The sequence below is a fragment of the Methylocystis sp. genome (assembly GCF_051061285.1).
GTDB lineage: Bacteria > Pseudomonadota > Alphaproteobacteria > Rhizobiales > Beijerinckiaceae > Methylocystis.
This window is the reverse complement of sequence record NZ_JBPFEA010000004.1, coordinates 1-21,745: the sequence shown is the minus strand read 5'-3', so window position 1 is coordinate 21,745 and position 21,745 is coordinate 1. Positions and strand designations below refer to the sequence as shown.

Annotated in this window: 18 protein-coding genes and 2 tRNA genes; 14 read left to right on the top strand and 6 right to left on the bottom strand. The window is 61.5% G+C overall.

Going from position 1 to position 21,745, the window contains the following annotated elements:
* Positions 1–39 precede the first annotated feature (39 nt).
* The 6 genes from carB (at position 40) to ACR65T_RS00745 (ending at position 6,679) form a co-directional block, all read left to right on the top strand.
* The gene (gene carB / locus ACR65T_RS00770; protein WP_434494690.1) at positions 40–3,378 is read left to right on the top strand and encodes a carbamoyl-phosphate synthase large subunit; all 3,339 of its coding nucleotides are present in this window, start codon (positions 40–42) and stop codon (positions 3,376–3,378) included.
* 157 nt (positions 3,379–3,535) lie between these two features.
* Positions 3,536–4,012, top strand: a complete 477-nt coding sequence (gene greA / locus ACR65T_RS00765; protein WP_196399164.1) for a transcription elongation factor GreA — start codon at positions 3,536–3,538, stop codon at positions 4,010–4,012.
* A gap of 78 nt (positions 4,013–4,090) precedes the next feature.
* Positions 4,091–5,128, top strand: a complete 1,038-nt coding sequence (locus ACR65T_RS00760) for a mitochondrial fission ELM1 family protein (RefSeq protein WP_434494689.1) — start codon at positions 4,091–4,093, stop codon at positions 5,126–5,128.
* Positions 5,129–5,247: 119 nt separating this feature from the next.
* A tRNA-Thr gene (locus ACR65T_RS00755) sits at positions 5,248–5,323 on the top strand.
* 232 nt (positions 5,324–5,555) lie between these two features.
* Positions 5,556–5,675 carry an Arm DNA-binding domain-containing protein gene (locus ACR65T_RS00750; RefSeq protein WP_434494707.1) on the top strand — a complete coding sequence of 40 codons (120 nt, stop codon included), beginning with the start codon at positions 5,556–5,558 and terminating at the stop codon, positions 5,673–5,675.
* A 50-nt stretch (positions 5,676–5,725) separates the two neighbouring features.
* A complete protein-coding gene (locus ACR65T_RS00745; protein WP_434494706.1) occupies positions 5,726–6,679 on the top strand; it encodes a tyrosine-type recombinase/integrase in 954 nt (317 codons plus the stop codon).
* A 65-nt stretch (positions 6,680–6,744) separates the two neighbouring features.
* Here the strand turns inward: ACR65T_RS00745 and ACR65T_RS00740 are convergent, their stop codons facing one another.
* The 4 genes from ACR65T_RS00740 to ACR65T_RS00725 all read right to left on the bottom strand — a co-directional run bounded on the left by ACR65T_RS00740 (position 6,745) and on the right by ACR65T_RS00725 (position 13,084).
* On the bottom strand, positions 6,745–6,975 hold the full coding sequence (locus ACR65T_RS00740) for a 3'-5' exonuclease (protein WP_434494688.1): 231 nt from the start codon (positions 6,973–6,975) through the stop codon (positions 6,745–6,747).
* 199 nt (positions 6,976–7,174) lie between these two features.
* A complete protein-coding gene (locus ACR65T_RS00735; protein WP_434494705.1) occupies positions 7,175–8,743 on the bottom strand; it encodes an efflux transporter outer membrane subunit in 1,569 nt (522 codons plus the stop codon).
* An 11-nt stretch (positions 8,744–8,754) separates the two neighbouring features.
* Positions 8,755–11,925, bottom strand: coding sequence for an efflux RND transporter permease subunit (locus ACR65T_RS00730; RefSeq protein ID WP_434494687.1), 3,171 nt, complete (start codon positions 11,923–11,925; stop codon positions 8,755–8,757).
* Positions 11,918–13,084, bottom strand: a complete 1,167-nt coding sequence (locus tag ACR65T_RS00725; RefSeq protein ID WP_434494686.1) for an efflux RND transporter periplasmic adaptor subunit — start codon at positions 13,082–13,084, stop codon at positions 11,918–11,920. The genes ACR65T_RS00730 and ACR65T_RS00725 overlap by 8 nt, the downstream gene beginning before the upstream one ends.
* 1,526 nt (positions 13,085–14,610) lie before the next feature.
* Here ACR65T_RS00725 and ACR65T_RS00720 point away from each other — a divergent pair.
* Positions 14,611–15,429, top strand: a complete 819-nt coding sequence (locus ACR65T_RS00720) for a hypothetical protein (RefSeq protein WP_434494685.1) — start codon at positions 14,611–14,613, stop codon at positions 15,427–15,429.
* Positions 15,430–15,520: 91 nt separating this feature from the next.
* On the opposite strand, the gene ACR65T_RS00715 is transcribed toward ACR65T_RS00720, so the two are convergent.
* Positions 15,521–15,793, bottom strand: a complete 273-nt coding sequence (locus ACR65T_RS00715; protein WP_434494684.1) for a hypothetical protein — start codon at positions 15,791–15,793, stop codon at positions 15,521–15,523.
* Between the two features lie 241 nt (positions 15,794–16,034).
* Here ACR65T_RS00715 and ACR65T_RS00710 point away from each other — a divergent pair, with 241 nt between their 5' ends.
* From ACR65T_RS00710 to ACR65T_RS00690, 5 genes are all read left to right on the top strand, one after another.
* Positions 16,035–16,394, top strand: a complete 360-nt coding sequence (locus ACR65T_RS00710; RefSeq protein WP_434494683.1) for a hypothetical protein — start codon at positions 16,035–16,037, stop codon at positions 16,392–16,394.
* A gap of 217 nt (positions 16,395–16,611) precedes the next feature.
* Positions 16,612–17,274, top strand: coding sequence for an arylesterase (locus ACR65T_RS00705; protein ID WP_434494682.1), 663 nt, complete (start codon positions 16,612–16,614; stop codon positions 17,272–17,274).
* A 288-nt stretch (positions 17,275–17,562) separates the two neighbouring features.
* Entirely contained in the window at positions 17,563–17,835 is a 273-nt protein-coding gene (locus ACR65T_RS00700; protein WP_434494681.1) for a hypothetical protein, read from the top strand.
* A 189-nt stretch (positions 17,836–18,024) separates the two neighbouring features.
* Positions 18,025–18,285 carry a hypothetical protein gene (locus tag ACR65T_RS00695; RefSeq protein ID WP_434494680.1) on the top strand — a complete coding sequence of 87 codons (261 nt, stop codon included), beginning with the start codon at positions 18,025–18,027 and terminating at the stop codon, positions 18,283–18,285.
* 198 nt (positions 18,286–18,483) lie between these two features.
* Positions 18,484–18,573 (top strand) — tRNA-Ser (locus ACR65T_RS00690).
* Between the two features lie 223 nt (positions 18,574–18,796).
* Here ACR65T_RS00690 and ACR65T_RS00685 read toward each other — a convergent pair.
* On the bottom strand, positions 18,797–19,339 hold the full coding sequence (locus tag ACR65T_RS00685) for a TetR/AcrR family transcriptional regulator (protein WP_434494679.1): 543 nt from the start codon (positions 19,337–19,339) through the stop codon (positions 18,797–18,799).
* 100 nt (positions 19,340–19,439) lie between these two features.
* Here ACR65T_RS00685 and ACR65T_RS00680 point away from each other — a divergent pair, with 100 nt between their 5' ends.
* Complete coding sequence (locus ACR65T_RS00680) at positions 19,440–20,945, top strand: MFS transporter (protein WP_434494678.1); 1,506 nt, start codon at positions 19,440–19,442, stop codon at positions 20,943–20,945.
* Between the two features lie 23 nt (positions 20,946–20,968).
* Positions 20,969–21,568 carry a GNAT family N-acetyltransferase gene (locus ACR65T_RS00675; protein ID WP_434494677.1) on the top strand — a complete coding sequence of 200 codons (600 nt, stop codon included), beginning with the start codon at positions 20,969–20,971 and terminating at the stop codon, positions 21,566–21,568.
* Positions 21,569–21,745: the final 177 nt, after the last annotated feature.

The following is a 21,745-nucleotide window of genomic DNA, read 5'->3' as shown; positions in this document are numbered from 1 at the left end:
GCGAAAGAGCGCTGACGAGCGGATGACAACTGAGGCGGCATGCCGAAAAGAACCGACATTTCCACGATCATGATCATCGGCGCCGGCCCCATCGTCATCGGCCAGGCGTGCGAATTCGACTATTCAGGCACCCAGGCCTGCAAGGCGCTCAAGGCGGAAGGCTATCGGATCGTTCTCGTCAACTCCAATCCGGCGACGATCATGACCGACCCGGACATGGCGGACCGCACCTATATCGAGCCGATAACGCCCGAAATCGTCGCCAAGATCATCGAGAAGGAGCGCTACGCGGCGCCCGGCGGCTTCGCGCTGCTGCCGACGATGGGCGGACAGACGGCGCTCAATTGCGCGCTCAGTCTCGAAAAAATGGGCGTGCTGAAAAAATTCGATATCGAGATGATTGGCGCGACCGCCCATGCGATCGACAAGGCCGAGGATCGCGAACTGTTCCGCGAGGCGATGACGAAAATCGGCCTCGACACGCCGCGCTCGCATCACGTCAAGACATTGCCCGCCGCGCTAGAGGCGCTCGACGATATCGGCCTGCCGGCGATCATCCGTCCGTCCTTCACGCTCGGCGGCACCGGCGGCGGCATCGCCTACAACAAGGCGGAGTTCATCGAGATCGTCGAGCGCGGCATCGACGCCTCGCCGACCAATGAAGTGCTGGTCGAAGAAAGCGTTCTCGGCTGGAAGGAATATGAGATGGAGGTCGTCCGCGACAAAGCGGACAATTGCATCATCATCTGCTCCATCGAGAACATCGATCCAATGGGCGTGCACACGGGCGACAGCATCACCGTCGCGCCGGCGTTGACGCTGACCGACAAAGAATACCAGATCATGCGCGACGCCTCGATCGCGGTGTTGCGCGAGATCGGCGTCGAAACCGGCGGCTCGAACGTGCAATTCGCGGTCGATCCCTCAAACGGCCGCATGATCGTCATCGAGATGAACCCGCGCGTGTCGCGTTCGTCGGCGCTGGCGTCGAAAGCCACCGGCTTTCCGATCGCCAAGGTCGCGGCGCGATTGGCGGTCGGCTACACGCTCGACGAGATCGCCAACGACATTACCGGCGGGGCGACGCCGGCCTCCTTCGAGCCGACGATCGACTACATCGTCACCAAAATTCCGCGCTTCGCCTTCGAAAAATTTCCGGGCTCCGAACCGATATTGACCACGGCCATGAAGTCGGTCGGCGAAGCGATGGCGATCGGACGCAATTTCGCCGAGTCGCTGCAAAAGGCGTTGCGCTCGCTGGAGACGGGCCTTTGCGGCCTCGACGACATCGAGATCGAAGGCTTCGGAAAAGGCGACGACATGAATGTGCTGCGCGGCGCGCTCGGCACGCCGACGCCGGACCGGCTGCTCGTCGTCGGCCAGGCGCTGCGGCTCGGCATGACCGCTGAAGCCATTCACGAGGCGAGCAAGATCGACATCTGGTTCATTGAGCGCATCGCGGAAATCGTCGCGCTCGAAAACAAGGTCAAGACATACGGCCTGCCCGAGGACGCCGAGAATCTTCGCAAGCTCAAATTCGCGGGCTTCTCCGATTCGCGCCTCGCGACGCTTACGGGCCTGGAAGAAGAAGACGTGCGCGAACTGCGCCACCGTCTTGACGTGCGGCCCGTCTACAAGCGCATCGATACCTGCGCGGCCGAATTCGCCTCGCCCACAGCCTATATGTATTCGACCTATGAGACGCCGTTCATGGGGATTCCCGCCAGTGAGGCGCAGCCCTCGGCAAAGAATAAGATCGTCATTCTCGGCGGCGGCCCGAACCGTATCGGGCAAGGCATAGAATTCGACTATTGCTGCTGTCACGCTTGCTTCGCGCTCGCCGAAGCCGGTTTCGAGACGATCATGATCAATTGCAATCCGGAGACGGTTTCGACGGATTACGACACGTCCGACCGGCTGTATTTCGAGCCGCTGACGAATGAAGACGTCGCCGAGATTCTCGACGTCGAGAAGTCGAACGGCGAGCTTGTGGGCGTCATCGTGCAATATGGCGGGCAGACGCCGCTGAAGCTTGCGCACGGCCTCGAGCAGGCGGGCGCGCCTATTCTCGGCACGCCGGTCGATTCGATCGACCTCGCAGAGGACCGCGATCGCTTCAAGCGGCTCCTCGACAAGCTGGGGCTGAAGCAGCCCAAGAACGGCATCGCCTATTCCGTGGAGCAATCGCGGATCATCGTGCAGGAGCTTGGACTGCCGCTCGTCGTGCGCCCAAGCTATGTGCTGGGCGGCCGCGCCATGGCGATCATCCGCGATCAAAGCGATCTCGACGATTATCTGCTCGGCACGCTGCCAAGCCTCGTGCCGTCCGAGATCAAGGCCCGCTATCCCAACGACAAGACCGGGCAGATCAACACGGTGCTTGGCAAGAATCCGCTGCTCTTCGATCGCTATCTGACCGACGCCATTGAAATCGACGTCGATTGTCTCGCCGACGGCGACGAGGCCGTCATCGCCGGCGTGATGGAACATATCGAGGAGGCGGGCATTCATTCAGGCGATTCGGCCTGCTCGCTGCCGCCGCGCTCGCTCGCCCCGGAGACGATCGCCGCGCTGGAGGCGCAGACCAAAAGCCTCGCCATGTCGCTTGGAGTCGTCGGCTTGATGAATGTGCAATTCGCGCTCAAGGACGGCGAGATCTACGTGCTCGAAGTGAACCCGCGCGCGTCGCGCACCGTGCCTTTCGTCGCCAAGGTGATCGGCAGCCCCATCGCCAAGATCGCGGCTCGGGTGATGGCCGGCGCCAAGCTCGTCGACTTCGATCCGCTCGACACGAAGCCGGCGCATGTCGGCGTGAAGGAGGCCGTCTTCCCCTTCGCGCGGTTTCCAGGCGTTGACACCGTCCTTGGCCCCGAAATGCGCTCAACGGGCGAAGTCATGGGTCTCGACACCTCGTTTGACGCCGCCTTCGTCAAAAGCCAGCTCGGCGGCGGCACCAAGGCCCCGCGCGAGGGCGTCGTTTTCGTCTCGGTCAGGGATGCGGACAAAGGCCGAATCATTCCCGCGGTTCGCCTGTTGAAGGAGGTCGGCTTCTCCATCGTCGCCACGGGCGGCACGGCGCGCTATCTCGTCGAGCGGGGAATTCCCGCCCAGAAATTGAACAAGGTGTCGGAGGGACGGCCGCATATCGTCGACGCCATCAAGAACGGCTCGATCGCGCTCGTCTTCAACACGACCGAAGGGGCGCAGGCGCTTGCGGACTCGCGCTCCTTGCGCCGCGCGGCGCTTCTGCATAAGGTTCCCTATTATACGACCCTGGCGGGGGCGGTCGCGGCGGCCCAGGGAATACGCGCCTATGTGTCTGGAGACCTTAGGGTCCGGGCGCTGCAGGACTATTTTCCGCCCAACGCGACCAAGTGAAATTTGGGAGTTCTGCGACGCAAGCGGCGGTGCGGTAACATTTGACCACCACTTGGCGGCCTATGCTTTAGCGCATGGCCGCCGTTCGGCGGGCGCGACCTCCGCCGATGCGCCGCGTGATTGGCGAAACTCAAGAAAAGACTAGAAAGCGAAAGCAATGGTGGACAAGGTACCCATGACCGCCGGCGGCTACGCCGCGCTCACCGAAGAATTGCGCCGCCGACAGCAGGAGGATCGTCCGCGAATCATTCAGCAGATCTCTGAAGCGCGCGCGCACGGCGATCTTTCGGAAAACGCCGAATATCACGCGGCGAAAGAGGCGCAGTCGCTGAATGAAGGCCGCATCGCCGAACTCGAGGACAAGCTGTCGCGCGCCGAAGTCATCGACGTGTCGAAGCTCAAGGGCTCGACGATCAAATTTGGCGCGACGGTCACGATCGTCGACGAGGACACCGAAGAGGAGAAGGCCTATCAGATCGTCGGCGAGACCGAGGCCGATGTGAAGAGCGGCCGGGTCTCAATCACTAGCCCCATCGCTCGCGCCCTGATCGGCAAGACCGTCGGCGACACCGTGGAAGTGACGACGCCGGGCGGCGGCAAGAGCTACGAGATCCTCAAGGTCGCGTTTGGGTGAGGCGCGGGGCGGCGCCCCCTCTCCGTCCCTCCCCCGCTAAAGCGGGAGAGGGAACCCTAACCACGAAGGTTACGCGGTTTGTCGCACCGGCCCGGCTTAAACTCCCTCTCCCGCGAAGCGGAGGAGAGTTGGGGAGGGGGCGCTTCGTGCATCCCGGGCCTTCCGCTGCATACAACAATCCGCATTCTCTCCGACGGAAGCGCCGGGCATGAGGCGCAGACGCTCGGCATCGCCGAAGCGCTGGGCGTGGAGCCCGACATTCGCCGCGTCGCGCCGCGCGCGATTTACGCAGCGCTCGCGCCGTTTGCGCCAGCCGACCCGCGCGACGGCTTCACACACGCCCCGCCCTACCCCGATATCGCCATCGCCGCGGGGCGGCGAACGATCCCAGCGCTCAAGCGACTGAAGCGCGACTCCGGCGGGCGAACATTCACGGTTTATCTGAACAAGCCCGCGAACGGGCCCGGCGCTGCCAATCTCATCGTCGCGCCGCGCCATGACGGCCTTCGCGCAGCCAATGTCTTCTCGCCGCTCACGCCCGCCAACCGCATCACCCCCGAGCGGCTCGCCGCCGCGCGCGCGGCGCCCGATCCCCGCATCGCCGTCCTGCCCCGCCCGCGCATGGCGCTCATCGTCGGCGGCGACAGCCGGCATGGCGCCTATGGCGTGGCGCACATCGCCGAACTGGAGCACATCGCCGCTTCGCTGCGCGCGAGCGGGCGCGGCGTGATGGCGACCGCGTCGCGACGCACGCCCACAGTCCTGCGCGAGAGGCTTCGGCGCGTTCTCGTCGCCCCAAGCGGCTTCTTCTGGGATGGAGAGGGAGAGAATCCCTATCTCTCGATGCTCGCGAACGCCGACGCGATTATCGTGACCGGCGACAGCGTCAATATGGTGGGAGAGGCGATCGCCACCGCCGCGCCGGTCTATGTCATCCCGCCGCCCGGCCGCCGAGGCAAGATCGACGCCTATCTCGGCGCTTTGCGGGGCGCCGGCGCGATCCGCATTTGGAGCGGCGCGCTCGCGGATTGGCGCCGAACGCCGGTCAATGCGACGCCCGATATCGCAAGCGCCGTCGCACAGGCCTATTTAGCCTTTGCTGGGCCGCGTCGTTAATTCTGAGCGCCCTCCCCTTTTTTGAGCGGCCCTGCCCTGGCAAGGCGCGAGGCTGCTTGAAAAACCCGCCGCGCGCCGATAAGAGTGACCCGCCGCGCGCCTTTGGGCGTCCGCCAATCGCCGCTTTAGCTCAGCTGGTAGAGCACCTCATTCGTAATGAGGGGGTCGGGGGTTCGAATCCCTCAAGCGGCACCAAATCACACTCCGAAGTCGTCCAAAAGTGCCTGAAAAATCGATGATTTGAGATCAGCCGTCGTCTGAGGGCGTCCTCTGGCGTGCGCTTGTGTCCAACAAAATCATTGGTATCGTTATTGGCTTCCTCCCAGGGCGATGCCAACATGCCGCTCAACGATCTGGAAATCCGTAACGCCAAGGCCAGCGACCGACTCGGGGAAAGCTTTCCGACGGCGGGGGCCTTCAGCTTTGGATTACGCCAGATGGGGCGAAGCGCTGGCGACTCGCCTACCGTTTCGGGACGGCGCAAAAGACCCTCGCCATTGGCGTTTACCCTGCGGTGAACCCTGAAGGAAGCGCGGACGGCGCGTGACGAGGCAAAGAGGCTCTTGAAGGGGGCAAGACCCTTCTGTTGCGAAGAAGATTGCAAAAGCCGCTCGCGCCCAAGAGGTTGCGGACACATTCCGCGCCATTGCGGCTGAACTCATAGGCAAGAAACGCCGTGAGGAGAAAGCCGACCGGACGCTCGCAAAAATTGAATGGCTATTGAGCCGCGCCAAGCCCGCAATCGGCGCACGCCCAATCTCTGAAATCAGCGCCCCGGAAGTCCTGCGCGTCCTTCGCGGCGTGGAGGCGCGGGGGCGCCATGAGACAGCGCGCCGGCTGCGAGCGACCATCGGGCAGGTCTTCCGTTACGCCGTCGCAACGGGGCGCGCCGACTCCGATCCGACCGGAGCGCTCAAGGGCGCGATTGTGAGCCCCGTCGTACGCCATCGAGCCGCCATCATCGAGCCGAAGGCTTTCGGGGGGCTTCTCCGAGCGATCTCAGCCTATGAGGGCGCCCCAGAAACGCGTTTCGCGCTGGAGCTGCTCGCCCTCACATTCGTTCGCCCCGGCGAGTTGCGTGCGGCAGAGTGGTCCGAATTTGATCTTGAAGCGGCCGTCTGGGCGATACCGGCGGCAAAGATGAAGATGAAACGCCCGCATCGCGTTCCCCTTGCGCCGTCGACCGTGGCCCTACTGCGGGAACTGCGCGCGATTACCGGCGGCAAGTTCTTGTTTCCGTCGGTTCGTTCGGCGGCCCGCTGCATGTCAGAAAACACGATCAACGCAGCGCTGCGGCGTCTCGGTTTCGACAAGGACGAGATGACGGGTCACGGCTTCCGTTCAGCTGCTTCCTCAATGCTCAACGAAAGCGGCCTTTGGAACGCCGACGCCGTCGAGCGCCAACTCGCGCATGTCGACAATGACAGCGTGCGCCGCGCCTATGCGCGCGCCGACTTTTGGGAAGAACGCGTGTTTGGTGGGCTGACAAATGTGATGAACTCCGGCGAGGAAGCATGGCTGTTCCGTTGCGGGCGTCTTAATGCGCCTTAGTAGCATAGCAAGCTTGGCTCACCATGGTTGGCGACCAGGACCTCGTAACTCGCTTCACTCCACCCCTACTGAATGAAATCGGCCAAATATTCCGATGTTGGCGTCACACCCGTCAGCAACAGATGCTCGCGCGCCCGCGTGCAGGCGACATAAAGCAACCGGCGCTCGGTTTCGTAGATATCGTCGAGTTCCGCCTCGTCGGCGGCGTCGGCGACACGCTCGTCGAGTGGAAGTATTCCTTCGTCGCAAGCCATCACGACGACGGCGCGAAATTCCAAACCCTTAGCGAGGCTCATGGGAGCGGTCGTTATCTCGTCGGCGCCAGCAAATCCTCCGATAGCGGCGCGCGCGCGAGCGACTAAGTGCGGCGTCCGCACGAACACGCCGATTTCGTGTGCCGCTATTCCGTCGCCGAGCCAGGTTTCGACGGTCTTGCGCACAGCATCGGCTTCCGCGGCGATTGTATCGAGGGCTTTTACCTCGGGAGTCTGAACCCTAGTGAGGCATGTCCGGATCGCGATTCCACCAACCGCCGCCGAGCGCCATGAAAAGCGCTGCGGTGTCGGCGAGACGCGTCGCCTCGGCCTGCACACGCAACAATGAGGCGCTGAAGTAGATCCGCTGTGCGGTAAACACGGCGATCTGTGAGACCTGGCCATACTTCAATTGCATGCGCACGATATCAAGGCTGCGCTTCGCCGCGTCTTCGCTCTTGCGAGCGGTTTCGACCGCCCTGGCGTCCGCCTGCAGGGAACGCAGCGCGTCGGTGACGTTCTGAAAGGCGTTGATGACCGTGCTGCGATATTGCGCGTCCGCCTGCTCCAAAGCCGCGACTGCCGAACGTTCCTTGTTCAACAGCGTCATGCCGTCGAAAAGCGGCTGCGCGGCGTTGGCGGCAAGCGTGTAGAAGCCTGTGCCGGGCGCAAAGAGCTGCGCGACATGAAAGGCGCTGGCGCCGAGATTGGCGGAGAGCGTGATATTCGGCAGCCGGCTGGCGCGCGCGATGCCGACCGCGGCGGTCGCGGCATGAAGATTGGCCTCCGCGGCGCGAATGTCCGGACGTTGCGCGACAAGCGTCGAGGGCACGCTCAGCGGAACTGTTCCCGGCAGCTTCAGCTGCGAGAGCCTGAATTTCTGTTCGATCTCGTCAAAGGAGAACCGGCCGGCGAGAGCGGTCAGGAGGTCGCGCTGGAGCGCGAGCTGCTTTTCAAGCGGCGGCAGCGCCTGCTCGGCCTGTGCGAGCGCCGCCTCCTGCGCAACGACATCGGCCTTGGCGATCGAGCCGAACGAATATTGCCGGTTCAGGATTTCGAGCGAGTCCTTCAGGATCGCAATGATGTTCTTCGTCGCCTCGATCTGTCCGCGGATCGACGCCTCTTGAATGGCGGCCACGACGACATTGGAGGTGAGGGCGAGCCGCGCCGCCTCCATCTGGAACGTCGCCTGTTGGGTCTGGGCCTCAAGCGACTCCAGCGTTCGTCGGTTTAGGCCCCAGATGTCCGGCGCGTAGCTGATCGAGAGCTGCTTCAGGAACAGGCCGTAAGGCGCGTTTGGATTGGTCGTGAACGGGCTCGGAGTCGACTGCCCCGTGACGAGGTTATAGGGGCTCGGGTAGAACTGATTGAACAGCGACTGGTTGATGGCGCTGAGCGCGCGGTTGTTCGACTGTAGGTTTTGGCTCTCTGTAGCGAGGATCCCGACCTGAGGCAGGAGCACGCCCCGTTGCGCTTCGGCGTTGAAATAAGCGACGCCAATCGCCGCCTCGGCCGCTTCGAGCGACGGATTACGTTCCAGCGACTCGCGCACGAGCGTATCGAGCGGCTTAGAGCGGTAAAGCGCCCACCAATCCGCTGGAATGTCGCGTCCTTCTATGAAACGCTGGCCCAAGCCAGGCGAGGCCGTTCCTTCCGGCGTGAAATGCGGCGCATCTGGCCCGAGCGGCTGGACAAAATCAGGGCCGACCATGCAACCGGCGAGCGATGCGGCAAGCCACGCAAGAGTCGCGGCGCGCATCATCGACGCGGCGCCGGTTCTTTGCTTGCAGATGTCGCTCGTCTTGCCCATGCGCCGGATGATCAAACTCGTAGGATCTCGTTGGCGCTGCCGCTCATGCGTCTTTCGACGAAGCGCTCGATCACAAAATGCAGCGTCGGAATGACGAAGAGGATCAAACCGGTCGCCGCGAATAGTCCACCGACGATAACGGTGCCGAGCCCGCGCTGAACGTCGCTGCCGACGCCAGTCGCCAGCGCCGCCGGCAGCATGCCCACCATCGGCACCGCCGACGTCATCAGCACCGAGCGGAAACGCTCCGCTGCGCCGACAAGGACCTGATCGCGGAAATTCGCCCGTTCGTCGCCGATGATGTCTTCGTCTGCGGAATCCGTCCCCAGACGGCGCGCGCGGGCTGACGCGACATGCACCGCGGTGACGCGATTGAGATGCGACACCATGATGATGCCGTTTTGCACCGCGACGCCAAACAGCGCCAAGAATCCCACGCCTGTCGCCACATTCAGCGTCTCGCGCGTCACGATCAGCAAGACCAGACCACCCAACGCCGACAGCGGCACCACGCCCAGGATGAGCAACGCGTTGCGCAGCTTGGCGAAGCCAATGTAAAGGATCAGCAGCATCAGCAACAGCACGACGCCGACAATGATCGTCAACCGCGCCTGCGCGCGCTGCTGATTTTCGAATTTTCCGCTCCAAACGACGCTATTCACTTGCTTGTCGTAAGTGACAGCCTCGGCGACTTTCTTTTGCGCCTCCGCAAGATAGGAGCTGAGATCCCGGTCGGCGTAATCGAGACGAATGGTCAGCACGCGCTTTGTCTTCTCATGCGAAATGGCGCTCTCGCCGTTCTGCAGCGTGATTTTCGATATCGCGGACAGGGGAATCTGCGCGTTGGAGGAGGAGGATTTCACCAGAAGGTCGCTGAGTTCTTCTGGACTGCTGCGCGACTGAAGCGGATAGCGCACCGTCATATCGTAGCTGCGATCGTTCACGTAAATCTGTCCGATCGAGGCACCGCCGACACCGATCTGAATCATATTCGAAACATCGGCGACGTTGATGCCGTAGCGCGCCGCCGCGACGCGATCGATATGAAACGCGATCTGCGGAATCGGCGGCTCCTGCACGATCGACGTCTGGGTGGTGCCCTTTACCGTCTTCAGCGCCGCGACGATCTCATTGCCGATACGACGCGTCTCCTTGAGGTCTTCGCCGAAAACCTTCACCACCATCGCGCTGTGCGCGCCGCTGACGAGATCGTTGACGTTGTCGATGATTGGCTGGCTCACGCCGACATCCATCCCCGGAATCTGCCTGAGACGCTTCGTCAGCTTGGCGATGAACTGTTCCTTCGTCTCGCGATCGGGCCATGAATCATAGCGGGTGAGTCCAACCGGCGCCTCGATATGGCTCGTCGTCCAGGGATCTGTACGATCGTCGTTTCGACCGATCTGTGTGATGACGTAAGAGACCTCGGGAAATTCCATCACGGCGTGACGCAAATCGCTGGTCATATCCGAAGCTTTTTCGAAAGATATGCCGCTCGGCATCTGCACTTGCAGCCAAAGCGAACCTTCGTCGAGATTGGGAAGAAAGTCGCGTCCGACCGCGCCGCCGGCCATGACGAGGCCCCAGACCGCCAGCGCTGTCGCGACATAAATGATCGCCGGCTGATCGAGGCACCGATAGAGCATGTCCTTGTAGCGCTTCTCCATCCATTCGAGCACGCGATTATGAAAGGGTTTCGATGGATAGCGCAGCGCCATATAGGCGAGGCCGGGGACGAGCATCAAGGTGCAGAGAAGAGCGCCGATCAGCGCATAGGCGATCGTATAGGCGACCGGCGCAAAGAGTCTGGCCTCGACGCGTTCCAGACCCAAGAGCGGCACGTAACCGGCGATGATGATGACCGTGGCGAAAAAAATCGGCCGCACGACCTGGCCGACGACGAATTGAACGTCGACGACCTGAAGCTCGCGGTCCGGATTATGCTCACGCAATCTGAGAATCGCCTCTGTCACGATGATCGCGCCGTCGACGATGATGCCGAAGTCGATCGACCCGAGCGACAGGAGATTCGCCGGCAGTTTGGTGAAGTTCATCAGGATGAAGGCGAAGGCCAGCGACAGCGGAATTGTCGCGGCCACGACCAGCGAACTCCGCGGACTGCCGAGAAAAAGCATCAGCACCACGACGACCAGAACAATGCCTTCCGTCACCGTGTGCGCGACCTTTGAGACCGTGAGCTGCACCAGCTCATTGCGGTCCATATAGGGAACGATTTTCACCTCTTTCGGCGCGAGTTGCGCGTTCAACTCGTCAATTCTGTCATGCACCGCCTTCAGCACGACCGTGGCGTTCTCGCCTTTCAACATCTGCACGACGCCCTGAATGGCGTTCGAGTTGTAATCCTTGCCGAGCATGCCTTCGCGTTCTTGCGCGCTGTAACGCGGGGTCCCGACGTCCTTGGTCAGCACCGGCACGCCGCCATGTTCGGCAATGACGATATTTCCGAGGTCCTCCTTGGTGCGCACGAGGCCGATGCTGCGAATGACATAAGATTGCTCGCCGCGCGTGATGCGGCTGCCGCCGGCGCTGGCGCTGTTGGCGACGATCGAATTGGTGACGTCGGTCAATCCGAGCCCATAGCGCTGCATCGCGACCGGATCGAGCTGGAGCTGAAACTGACGCGTGACGCCGCCGAAATTGGCGACGCTGGCGACGCCGGCGACCTGATTGAGCGCCGGGATGACGATCCAGCGCTGGATTTCCGACAGTTCTTCGATGTTCTTGGCGTCAGACTCCAAAGTGTATCTGAGGATTTCGCCGGTCGGGCCGGTCAAGGGACCAAGCGCCGGCTGAATGTTGGCTGGAAGCGACACCTGCCCGATGCGCTCTAACACGCGTTGGCGCGCCCAATAGTCCTCGACGCCGTCCTTGAACACCATGGTGATGAGCGACAACGCGAAGGTGCTGGTCGAGCGGATCGTGAGTAAGCCTGGGGTGCTCGCCAGCGCGCGCTCCAAGGGCACGGTGATTTGCTGTTCAACCTCCTCGGCGGCAAGGCCGGTGGCCTTGGTGGTGACGATCACCGTCACGTCGCCGATTTCGGGATAGGCTTCGATCTTGAGCTGCGTCCATGAGTAGACGCCGAAGGCGAATAGGATCGCCGTCGTCAAGATCACTCCGACGCGGTGCTTGAGACAAAATTCGACGATACGCTCAATCATTCAGGAGAACCCCGCCGCGCACCACGATGCGCTGGCCGGCGCTCAGTCCCGTAACGACCGTCACGCCATCGATATCGGCGTCAGGCTGCACCGGCCGCCGCTCGAACGTCCAGGGCGCGATTTCGATGAAAACGTTTGACGCATCGTTGACCATCATCAGCGTCGACGCCGGGACCACGACGCGTTTGGCCGGCGGCGAGAAGAAGCGCACGGTCGCGAACATGTTCAATTTGAACATGCCGTTTGGGTTGTCGAAAGCGATGCGCACTTTGTTGCGCCGTGTGTCCGCCTCGAGCAACTGGCTAATAATCTCGACCTTGCCGGCAAAGATTTCGTGGGGATAGGCGACAAGCGAGACTTCGACCCTTTCCCCCTTCTGCACGAAGGAGAGATCTTTCTCCTGTACGCTTGCGGTAACCCATACGCGATCGAGATTGGAGATGGTCATCATCGGCGATGTGGTGTTGTCGATGAAGTCGCCGGGCGCCGTATCAAGCGCCGTAATCGTCCCGTCGATCGGCGCATTAAGGGTGATCTTACGCAGGCCCGTGAGCTTGCTGTTGTCGCCAATCACGTCGAGCCGGGCTTCGGCGCGCTTCAGTTCCGACGTCGCCTGCAGATAATCGTTCTGCGCCTGCTCCACGTCCCTAAGCGCGAGGCCGCCCGCCTTGTTCAGTCCCGTGGCCCGATCGAGAGCGCTCTTGGTCAGTTTTGCCGAGGCGCGGGCCTTTTCGGCGTCAGCCACGGCCTGCGCCAAATCGCCTGAATCAATGGTCGCAAGCGGCTGGCCCCTCTTCACGTTGTCGCCCAGTTCGACGTTGAGCTCGCTAACCCGTCCGTTGACGGGCGCCAAAACTCTCACCGTCCGCGCCGGATCGGCTTCGACCGTACCGGGGACAATGCGGCTCAGGCTAACGTTCCGGATCTCGACCGGGGCGACGGCGATGTGACTCCGGTAGGGCGAGCCGGCCGGAATGAAGATCGTTTTACCTTTGCGCACGAGCGGTGGCGCGCGTCGCCCTTCTTGCGGCGGCCCTGTCTCCTGGCGGGAGAAAATCCTCTCTGGAGCGAAGCGATAAATGAGCGTGCCGAACAGGACCAATGCGGCGGCCATTGCGGCGCTGAAGATTTGGCGCCGGCTCAAAGCAAAACGGTTCATGAGACCCAGCGCTCGTTTTACATCCAGTTTGCCGCTCAACAGACTCATGCCCGAGGGCCCGCCGCTTATTCGCAAGAGAAGGGAAACAGTCAACACGCTCCAGCTTAAGGACAGCGAACTGCGACTGAATAGTGACTGACAGCCTTGCCAAGTGACTTAGATGCTACTTGTTTGTTTCTAGAATATTGCTGGAGCGCCAGCGCCCTGATTTGGATTGTCTCATGAGCACTGATGGCGCGACGAACTGGGTGATCCAGCGCAGCGCGAGCACGCGATAGATCGCGCCTTATGAGGCGCGCGCGGAATTAGGCCACCTCGCTTTTTTGGCCGGACGCCAGCATAGACGCCGAAGCCGCGCGGCGCCGTGTCCCACAGGGAGTGATTCGGAGACTCCGGCGGGCGCGTATAAAAACAAATAGTTATATAAACGCTTAGGCGCGCTGCAAAAAAGAAGGGCGAGACGGCCAGCGTCTCGCCCTAGACATACGCCGCGAAATTCGGTCCGATCAATGAGACCAAGCCGCAGCCCACTGCAACTGTTGTGATTGCCGCAATGTTCAGATCAACGGTTCTTCCTAGCCTTTGACGCGGCAGTGCTCCACCTGTGGAAAATACCTATTTGATAAGGGGTTAGACGAGACCGAAGACGCGCTCCGCACTCCAAGTCCTCAAACCACCGGGGGCTCCCCTCGCCGGATCCGCACGCCGACGTGATTTCGACGAATGTGTCGGCTAGAGCAGGTTCCGAAAAAGTCGACAGACCTTTTTCGATGAGAACCTGCTCCAGCATTTTGATTTTGAGCGATTCTTTATCGATCACATGGTTCCATGTGATCGGGAAGCGCTCTAGGAGGCTATCGGCTATACGGCTGGATCGAACCAAGAACAGCGACGCCGTACCGACCGACACGGAATTTCGAGAGGAACATCGTGAGGATCTCGTTGAAAAGCACTCGTCTCGCGGGCTCAGCGATGCGCCGCCGCCGAAATCAGCGTCGAAGCTCGTGCGCTGGGTTCAACAGAGGCGTCCTTGCCATTGCGATTTTGGCCGGCGCGCTCTCCAGCGCTGTCGATGCAAAGCAGAAGCAAGCGGTTCCTCCGCCAATCCCAGCGGGCGCAGAGACGGCGACGCCTTTGGATCAATGCGGCCATCCGATCGTCACGGACAGCGTCGGAAAACCGTACATAGACCCTGTCTGCATCGCCCTCTCCGATCATCTGCAACCTCCGCTCTATATTCCCCAGCCTGAATGCAATAGAGGCGTGGAGCCCTATGGTTCGAATTGCTTCTTTGAGAGACTCTTTACGGTGATGACGGCCTCGCCGGGCCCCCCGCCGCTCAATAGGCCTCCTGCTCCCTATCGCTTTAAATAATCCTTGAGCGATTCACGCCGGGCGGCGCTCTCATCCGATGCCCGGACTGCCTCCGCATAAGGCGCGGCGGGGCGCGAGAATCGACGCCATTTCGCCGCGATTCAGGCGCATGTACAAAATCTCCGCCCTATTCCGAAGGTGGGATTATACGCATGCACGACCTCATCATTCCGCCGGAGCCGCCTCTGCCGAAAAGACGCGGCCCGCCAGCAAAACTGCCGGTGGAGATCGTCATCGACCGCCGCGGCAGTCGGCCGGTCCGCTATGGTCTGATCGCCGCGTTGATCGGTCTTGCCGGACTTGCGGCCACGCATTTTTATGCGCCCGACCGTTCAAAGGACGCGGAAGTGCAAAAGGCTGAGGCGCCCGCGCCCCAGCAGGTCACGATCCCGGTGTTGGACGAAGCGTCGAAGCGTCGGATCGCCGCCCTCCAAGATGAAGTGCAGGAACTGCGCACGAAATTGGACGCCGTGGAGAAACGACAGCAGGCCGACAGTGTTCGCGCACAGCCCGCTAGCCCCCCTCCGCCCGCTGTCGAAAACCAAGCTGCTGCAGTCGCCGCGAAATCTGCGCCCGTAACGCATTTGCCCGAAAAGGGGCAGCCCAAAGTTGCGCGCGCCGCCGGAAAGGAAAACGCCAAAGTCGACATGACGCCCGTCCAGACGATCGCGCCGGCTTCGAAAATCATTAGCGGCTACAGGGTGCGCGACGTTTATCACGGCGCCGCTCTTATTGAATCGGACAGGGGCATGATCGGCGTCGAGCCCGGCGAAATCGTGCCTGGCGTTGGTCGAGTGACGGCCATTCAGGAACGCGGCGGTCGTTGGGTGGTCGTCACGGAGAGCGGAGAAATTCTGGGGAGCGCGCGCGGACAGTCGCGCGCTCCGGCTCCGCGTCAGCGCCAATTCGCGCGAGAACTCTACGGCTTTGAGCCCGGCCCCTTCGCACCGCCGATGTTTCCTCGCTACTGATGATCGGCGCTCGTAGCTGCGAGGAGAGCGGTCGGGGAGAGTGAACGCACGCGCGCCAGGATACGCGTGAGAGCCTTCGATGCGATCGCAATCAGTTGCGACGCGCCGGCAAGAGGCGAAGCGTTTCGAACGGTCCCCAGGCGAATTTGCCAGTGTCGACGGCGAAATCGCCGTCAATGACATATTCAACGACGAGTTCGGAAATCCTCCGCCACTCTTCTGGGGTTGGCGCTTCCCAAATCGCTTCAGGCGTTCGCTCGTTATTGGATAGAGCGAAGATCGCCTGAGCGATTGCAGGATGCGTTTGCCGGTTGACGCTCCATCCGACCGGCGGCGGGACGCAAGAGCATATTCGATTATCCATCGTCGCCTCCTCGGGCTCGTTTCGCCCGGCGCGAGGCGCGCCGTATTTAATGTTAGCATAGAACGCGGCAGGCTGGGGAGATCTGTGCCGATAATTTCGCTTGTCGATGACAGCGGCGCCTTGTCTGATGCGGGCGCGCGATCCTTTTCGGGATCGCCCACGGCGGAGACCGTTGACGCGGAGGAAGACCATGAACGCTGCCCCATATGCGGACTTAGGCGCACCTCCTGCGAGGTCTTGCATGCAAAGACTATCGGTGATCGCTGCGGCGGCGTTCGCGGCGGTGAGTTTGACCTCTGATACCGCCGTCGCAGGGGCGATGAGCGCCAACAATTTCGGGCTTCCCACGAAAGACGTCGCGCTCAAGTGCACGCCGCTGAACTATTCCGTACATTGCTCGATCTCTATGAGAGCCAATCCACAATACAGTTCTTATTGCTTCTATGTCGCGGCGGGCCAATCCTATCCTATGAAGACTGACTACCGCTTTGGATTCTACAACAATATCATCAGCATCCATCTCAATGACAGCTCCCCGGTAACCGCTCAGCTAAGGGATCTGAGAACGGGCGCCCATGCGCGATGTTTTGAGGCCGGGTGATCGGCGCGGTTCCTTCGCGCCGGCGCTGCTTTCCCTTCGCTTGCAACGGGAGTCGACGCGGCGCAATGATGCAAGCGGGAAAATGAAGGCGGCGGCGCGTCTATTCAACTCATTTTGCCGAGTTGTCTTAACCTGATGCGTTCCTTCGGGCGCTAAACTGGCTCAGACGTCAAGTCGCCCTAGCTGATAATGGGCGTCACGTTTGGGGGCTCGAGGCATGTCAAGAACTCTGTTCACTTCATTGGCGAAGGTCGCCGCACTCGCGCTCCTTCTCGCCTCCCTCGCTGCGCCAGCCTTGGCGCAACCGGCCAACGTGCTGATTTTTGGCGATAGCCTCACGTCCGGCTTCGACCTTCCCGAGGCGCAAGGATTTCCGGCTCAGCTCAAACGCCGGCTGCTCGCCGACGGCTATAACGTTGTCGTGTGGAACGGCTCCAACCCCGGCGACACCAGCGCCGACGGCTACGCGCGCATTAACGAGGCGCTGCGATACAATCCAGATCTCGTCCTTGTCGAGTTCGGCGCCAATGACATGCTGGACCATACCGACCCGCGCGTCACCTACCGCTATCTCGACGCGATCATCCGCATCTGCAAGGCGCGCGGCGCGCGCGTGATCCTTGCCGGCATGCTCTCGCTGCCGAAGAATGGACCAAACTATATCGTTGGCTTCAATAACATCTATCCGACACTCGCGCGCAGCGATCACGTGCCGCTCTATCCTTTCATGCTCGGCGGGGTCTACGGGTACCCGGCGCTTATGCAGAGCGACAACGAGCATCCCAACGCGCTGGGCACTGCCAGAATGGTCGCCGGCATAGCGCCGCTGATCGAGGCCAATCTGAGCAAGATTCGCATAGCCGCTCACAAGGCGCACTAACCCTCAGACAGACCGGTCGCGAGCCGCGAAACGCTTCGCTGTCGTCAACCAGCCGTTCGATGCATCGCCGCTTCCCCGGCGGTGACGCAGCAACACTGGAGACACATTGCAGAAAATCGCCCAGGGCGCGGTTCTGCTAAACAGTCCCGGCACTCAGATCGTGCGTTAAGCGGCAGGCGCTGCTTCCAAGCAGCGGACGCTTGCCGCCACCTCCAGGCGGGCTCTTCGCAGCCCGCCTTTTTTCTGCGACGCGGCTCGACAAATCGCCGTCCGGGGTTGAGGAAAGCCATGCTCGAATTGCAGGATTCGGTTTTCAGCGAGATTGATGCACAGGCGCGACATTATCGCGATGGCCGCTCCTATTATTTTTGGGAAGCGCGCTGCCTCAAGGATGTCATCAGCGTTTATGTCAGTGGCGCAGCGATGCACAAAAAGTTCGGCCCCAGTCCCTTAGAGGAGCGGGAGCGCTTATTGAGATCGCGACAGAAGATTCAGGAGGCGGCGAACAGAAAATGGCGGCCCGGGGAGGACAAGGTCTTCCTTGAGGAGGGCGATTTTTAATTTCGCCTGAAGTTTAAAAATTGAATCTAAGACGAGAACCCTGCGACGGGCGTGTTCTCCTCAGACTCGAAAGCGCAAGGCTCGTCAGGCGAAGCGACGCTGAGAAGTCGCCGATTGCCCTTTTCCGTCCAGCACTCTGCTATAATGCCGAGAGCGCGCCAGCGATGCGCCCGGACGATGGAGGCGACGATGCGGAGACTTCGGCTGGCGGTTCTTCTGCCCGTTACGCCCGTGTTTGTTTCCCCGGCGTCGGCGCAGGCCACGTCCGCGGACATTGTCGCGGCGCATATTCGAAGCCAGGGATACCCCTGCGACGCGCCGCAAGCCGCCAAGCGCGACCCTCGTGCTTCCAGACCGGACGAGCAGGTCTGGCTGCTGACCTGCACGAACGCTCGCTATCGCGTGCGTTTGGTCCCCGACATGGCCGCGGCTGTCGAGCAAATTCATTGAGGCGACGCCGATTGCCCGTCGACGCCGGCCGCGCTTTGGCGAAAAGACCCCGCGCTCGGGCTTGTGATTGCCGGGGACGCCTCGCGCGTGATTTTGGCCTTAGCGCTCTCGGCGCGGGCGCCGCCCAAGGCGTTCTCTTGCCATCGCGCCGGGCCTTTGGCATATGTCTTTCGCGCTCGCCTTATTATGCGGACGCATGGAGACGTGGCCGAGAGGCTGAAGGCGACGGTTTGCTAAATCGTTATAGGGGAAACCCTATCGTGGGTTCGAATCCCACCGTCTCCGCCAAACACCGCCGATTGCTCTCCATAGTGCGATATTGCCGCCAATTCTACGCTACAGCCCGATATATCTTGAAAATCAGCGACGTCAGCTCGACCCCAAGAGAGACGTCCCGTGTGCTTCCGTCGTCGCCTGAAACCTGCCGGCAGTGCCGGGGCCGCACGCGGATCGGCGGTGTAGGAGAAAGATAGACATAAGGCACACGCTTGAACCCGCTCTTTATAGTTGCCTATCTATTCTTTAGGAGGCGCTCGAAAACGGTCTCCACGTCGTCGAGAAAAGCGCTCCATTCCCCGTTTTCGTCTATGCCGGAAATGCGCAGCATAAACAGTCCCTCTACTGCCAGCAGCGCAACACGTGCCGCCTGTGCGTCTTCTGTTGCGCCGCCCAGGCGCTCGAACATGGAACGGTACCACTCACGGGTTTCCGAGACGTTTTCCGGGTTCTGGATGTAGGCAATCATAAGGCCGGCCATTTTTGCGTTCATGGCCGCCTGCGAGCCGCGCATGACATTGATGTATTTTCGGACGAGATCGGCCGGCGGAACGTCGTCCATGTCACCAAGCAACGCGTCGAACTGATGCGTCCATCGCTCGATGAGCGCGCGGATCAAATCGTCTTTCGATGAGAAAGAGTACTGCACGCCACCCTTGGAGATGCCGGCTCGCTTGGCCAAGGCATCGATGGTCAGGCCGGCCGCGCCTTCGCTGCGAACGATTTCTTCCGCGAGTTCAATCAATCCCTCACGTGTGATCGTCGGCTTTCTGCCCAATTTGCCGCTCCTTCACTGCCGATGATCATTGAAATCCATACGTATGTATTTATATCAGGGTGCGCAATCCTTTTTCAGGTGAATGATGTCGTCCGCTTCCGTGCCGGCCAACCGCTGGTTTGCCCTGATCGCCGTCATGCTGGCCTTCCTCCCGGTAGTCCTCGACATCACGATCCTGCATGTCGCCGTCCCGACGCTGACGCAATCGTTGAATGCGTCGGGCACCGAAGTGCTGTGGATCATCGACATCTACCCGCTGCTGATGGCAGGGCTTCTGGTGCCGATGGGCACGCTCGCCGACAGGGTCGGCAACCGGAAAATCCTGCTGATCGGCCTCGTCATCTTCGCAGCAGCCTCGGCATGGGCCGCCTTTGCGCAAAGCCCCGCAATGCTGGTTGCAGCGCGCGTGCTTCTTGCTCTGGGCGGCTCGATGATCATGCCGTGCATGCTGGGCCTTATCCGCAAGGCCTTCGAAGATGACGGCGAGCGCGCCATGGCTCTCGGCCTTTGGGGCATGGTCGGAGCCGCCGGCGCCGCGGTCGGGCCCCTCATCGGCGGCGCTCTTCTGGAGCATTTCTGGTGGGGCTCAGTATTCCTGATCAATGTGCCTGTCATGCTCATGGTCGCCCCGGCCTGCTATGTCCTGCTGCCGCGTGTCGAACAGACGTCGCCCGGCAAGTGGGCTATAGGCGAGGCTCTGCTGCTGATCGCCGGCATGATATCGCTCGTCTATGGCATCAAGGCCGGGTTTGGCGGCAAGCAGCCTCTGCCGATCGTCGTCCTCGTGGTTGTCTTCGGCATTGCGGCTCTGACTCTGTTCGCGCGCACGCAGCTCCGGTCGTCCGAGCCGATGCTGGACCTGTCGCTCCTGTCTCATCCCGCGATCGTCGCCGGCCTGATCATGGCTATCGTCGCATCGGGCGCGCTGGCCGGCGTCGAGCTGACGCTGGCGCAGGAACTGCAATATGTGCTGGGCAAGACGCCGCTGCAGGCCGGCATCTTCATGATTCCCATCATGGCGGCGGCAGCCATGGGCGGCCCGGTCGCCGGCTATCTGTCCAACAGATTCGGATTGCGGCTGGTCGCCACACTTTCGCTTTTGATCTCGGCGGGTGCGCTGGTCTTTCTGGCGCGGAGCGACTTCCACGATCCGGGCTTCCTCGTTCCGCTCGCGCTCGCCATTCTCGGGCTCACGCTCAGCATCGGACTGACGGCCTCCTCGATCGCCATCATGGGCTCCGTCGACGCGAGCAGGGGCGGCGCGGCAGGCTCGCTTGAGGCGACGGGGTATGAGTTGGGCACCGGTCTCGGGATCACCCTGTTCGGCGTCTTCATGTCGAGCGTGTTCAGCCGGGCCATCGAACTGCCCTCCAGTCTGTCGCAGGCTTTGGCCGAACGGGCTTCCCGCACGATCGGCGACACCTACATCGTCGCCAGCGAGCTTCCGGGTGAGCAGGGTGCGGCCTTGATCGAGGCAGGCAAGGCCGCCTTCACCCAAACGCACGCGGTCCTTCTGACGACAGCGGCCGAGGTGATCGCGGCGCTGGCGGTGGTGGTGTTCTTCACCCTGGCTGGGTATCGCAGCGTGCTCCGTGCTCATCATTGACAGAGTTTTCCAGAGTAACAGACATGCAGATCATTGAAACTGAGCGCTTGATCTTACGGCCCTTTCGGGAGGGTGACGCAGCGGACCTCTTCGCTTATCTGCGCGCACCCACCGCCTCCTGCTTCTTGTCCCTCAAGCTAGCAGACCTAGTCGAGGCGGAGATCGAGGTCAGGAAACGCGCTCTCGATGATGGCTGCTTGGCGATATGCCTCAAAGAAACTGGTCAGCTCATCGGCGATCTGTTCGGCGGCGCAGGAGACGAGGACGAAGACAAGACGGCCTCGGTCGGCTGGAACCTCAATCCACAATTCGGCGGCCAGGGGTATGCGTTCGAAGCCGCAAGAGCGCTGTTCGACCATCTCTTCCGGGCAAAGGGCTTTCGCCGCCTCTACGCCTATGTCGAAGACCACAACAAGCCTTCGCAGCGCCTCTGCGAAAAGCTGGGCATGCGGCGCGAAGGCGTGTTCGTCGAGTTCGTATCATTCACCAATGACAATGCGGGCAATCCGATCTACGAAAACACCATGCAATACGCCATCCTTCGCCGTGAGTGGTTACCTGGTGCCCAAGACCGCCGACTGACTGACAGGCACGGTTTGGCGAAAGGTGGCATTCCACTCTAATGGTAGTCGCCATTTGAATGGCCGCTTACGTTACCTCGCGAGCTATGGCCGAAAGTTGGTGACAGCATGAATCGGTAAGGCGGCGTATCGTGGGGGTGTTCGAGCCTCCACTTCTCCATTGAAGGAGTGATACGCCGTGTCCAACGATAATGTCATCAAGCTGATTCAGCCAGGGAC

What these genes read in the sequence shown, in the direction of transcription:
- carB (WP_434494690.1), top strand. Translation starts at nt 40, where the DNA reads ATGCCGAAAAGAACCGACATTTCCACGATCATGATCATCGGCGCCGGC.
- greA (WP_196399164.1), top strand. Translation starts at nt 3,536, where the DNA reads ATGGTGGACAAGGTACCCATGACCGCCGGCGGCTACGCCGCGCTCACC.
- ACR65T_RS00740 (WP_434494688.1), bottom strand. Translation starts at nt 6,975, where the DNA reads ATGAGCCTCGCTAAGGGTTTGGAATTTCGCGCCGTCGTCGTGATGGCT.
- ACR65T_RS00735 (WP_434494705.1), bottom strand. Translation starts at nt 8,743, where the DNA reads ATGGGCAAGACGAGCGACATCTGCAAGCAAAGAACCGGCGCCGCGTCG.
- ACR65T_RS00730 (WP_434494687.1), bottom strand. Translation starts at nt 11,925, where the DNA reads ATGATTGAGCGTATCGTCGAATTTTGTCTCAAGCACCGCGTCGGAGTG.
- ACR65T_RS00725 (WP_434494686.1), bottom strand. Translation starts at nt 13,084, where the DNA reads ATGAACCGTTTTGCTTTGAGCCGGCGCCAAATCTTCAGCGCCGCAATG.
- ACR65T_RS00720 (WP_434494685.1), top strand. Translation starts at nt 14,611, where the DNA reads ATGCACGACCTCATCATTCCGCCGGAGCCGCCTCTGCCGAAAAGACGC.
- ACR65T_RS00715 (WP_434494684.1), bottom strand. Translation starts at nt 15,793, where the DNA reads ATGGATAATCGAATATGCTCTTGCGTCCCGCCGCCGGTCGGATGGAGC.
- ACR65T_RS00710 (WP_434494683.1), top strand. Translation starts at nt 16,035, where the DNA reads ATGCAAAGACTATCGGTGATCGCTGCGGCGGCGTTCGCGGCGGTGAGT.
- ACR65T_RS00705 (WP_434494682.1), top strand. Translation starts at nt 16,612, where the DNA reads ATGTCAAGAACTCTGTTCACTTCATTGGCGAAGGTCGCCGCACTCGCG.
- ACR65T_RS00700 (WP_434494681.1), top strand. Translation starts at nt 17,563, where the DNA reads ATGCTCGAATTGCAGGATTCGGTTTTCAGCGAGATTGATGCACAGGCG.
- ACR65T_RS00695 (WP_434494680.1), top strand. Translation starts at nt 18,025, where the DNA reads ATGCGGAGACTTCGGCTGGCGGTTCTTCTGCCCGTTACGCCCGTGTTT.
- ACR65T_RS00675 (WP_434494677.1), top strand. Translation starts at nt 20,969, where the DNA reads ATGCAGATCATTGAAACTGAGCGCTTGATCTTACGGCCCTTTCGGGAG.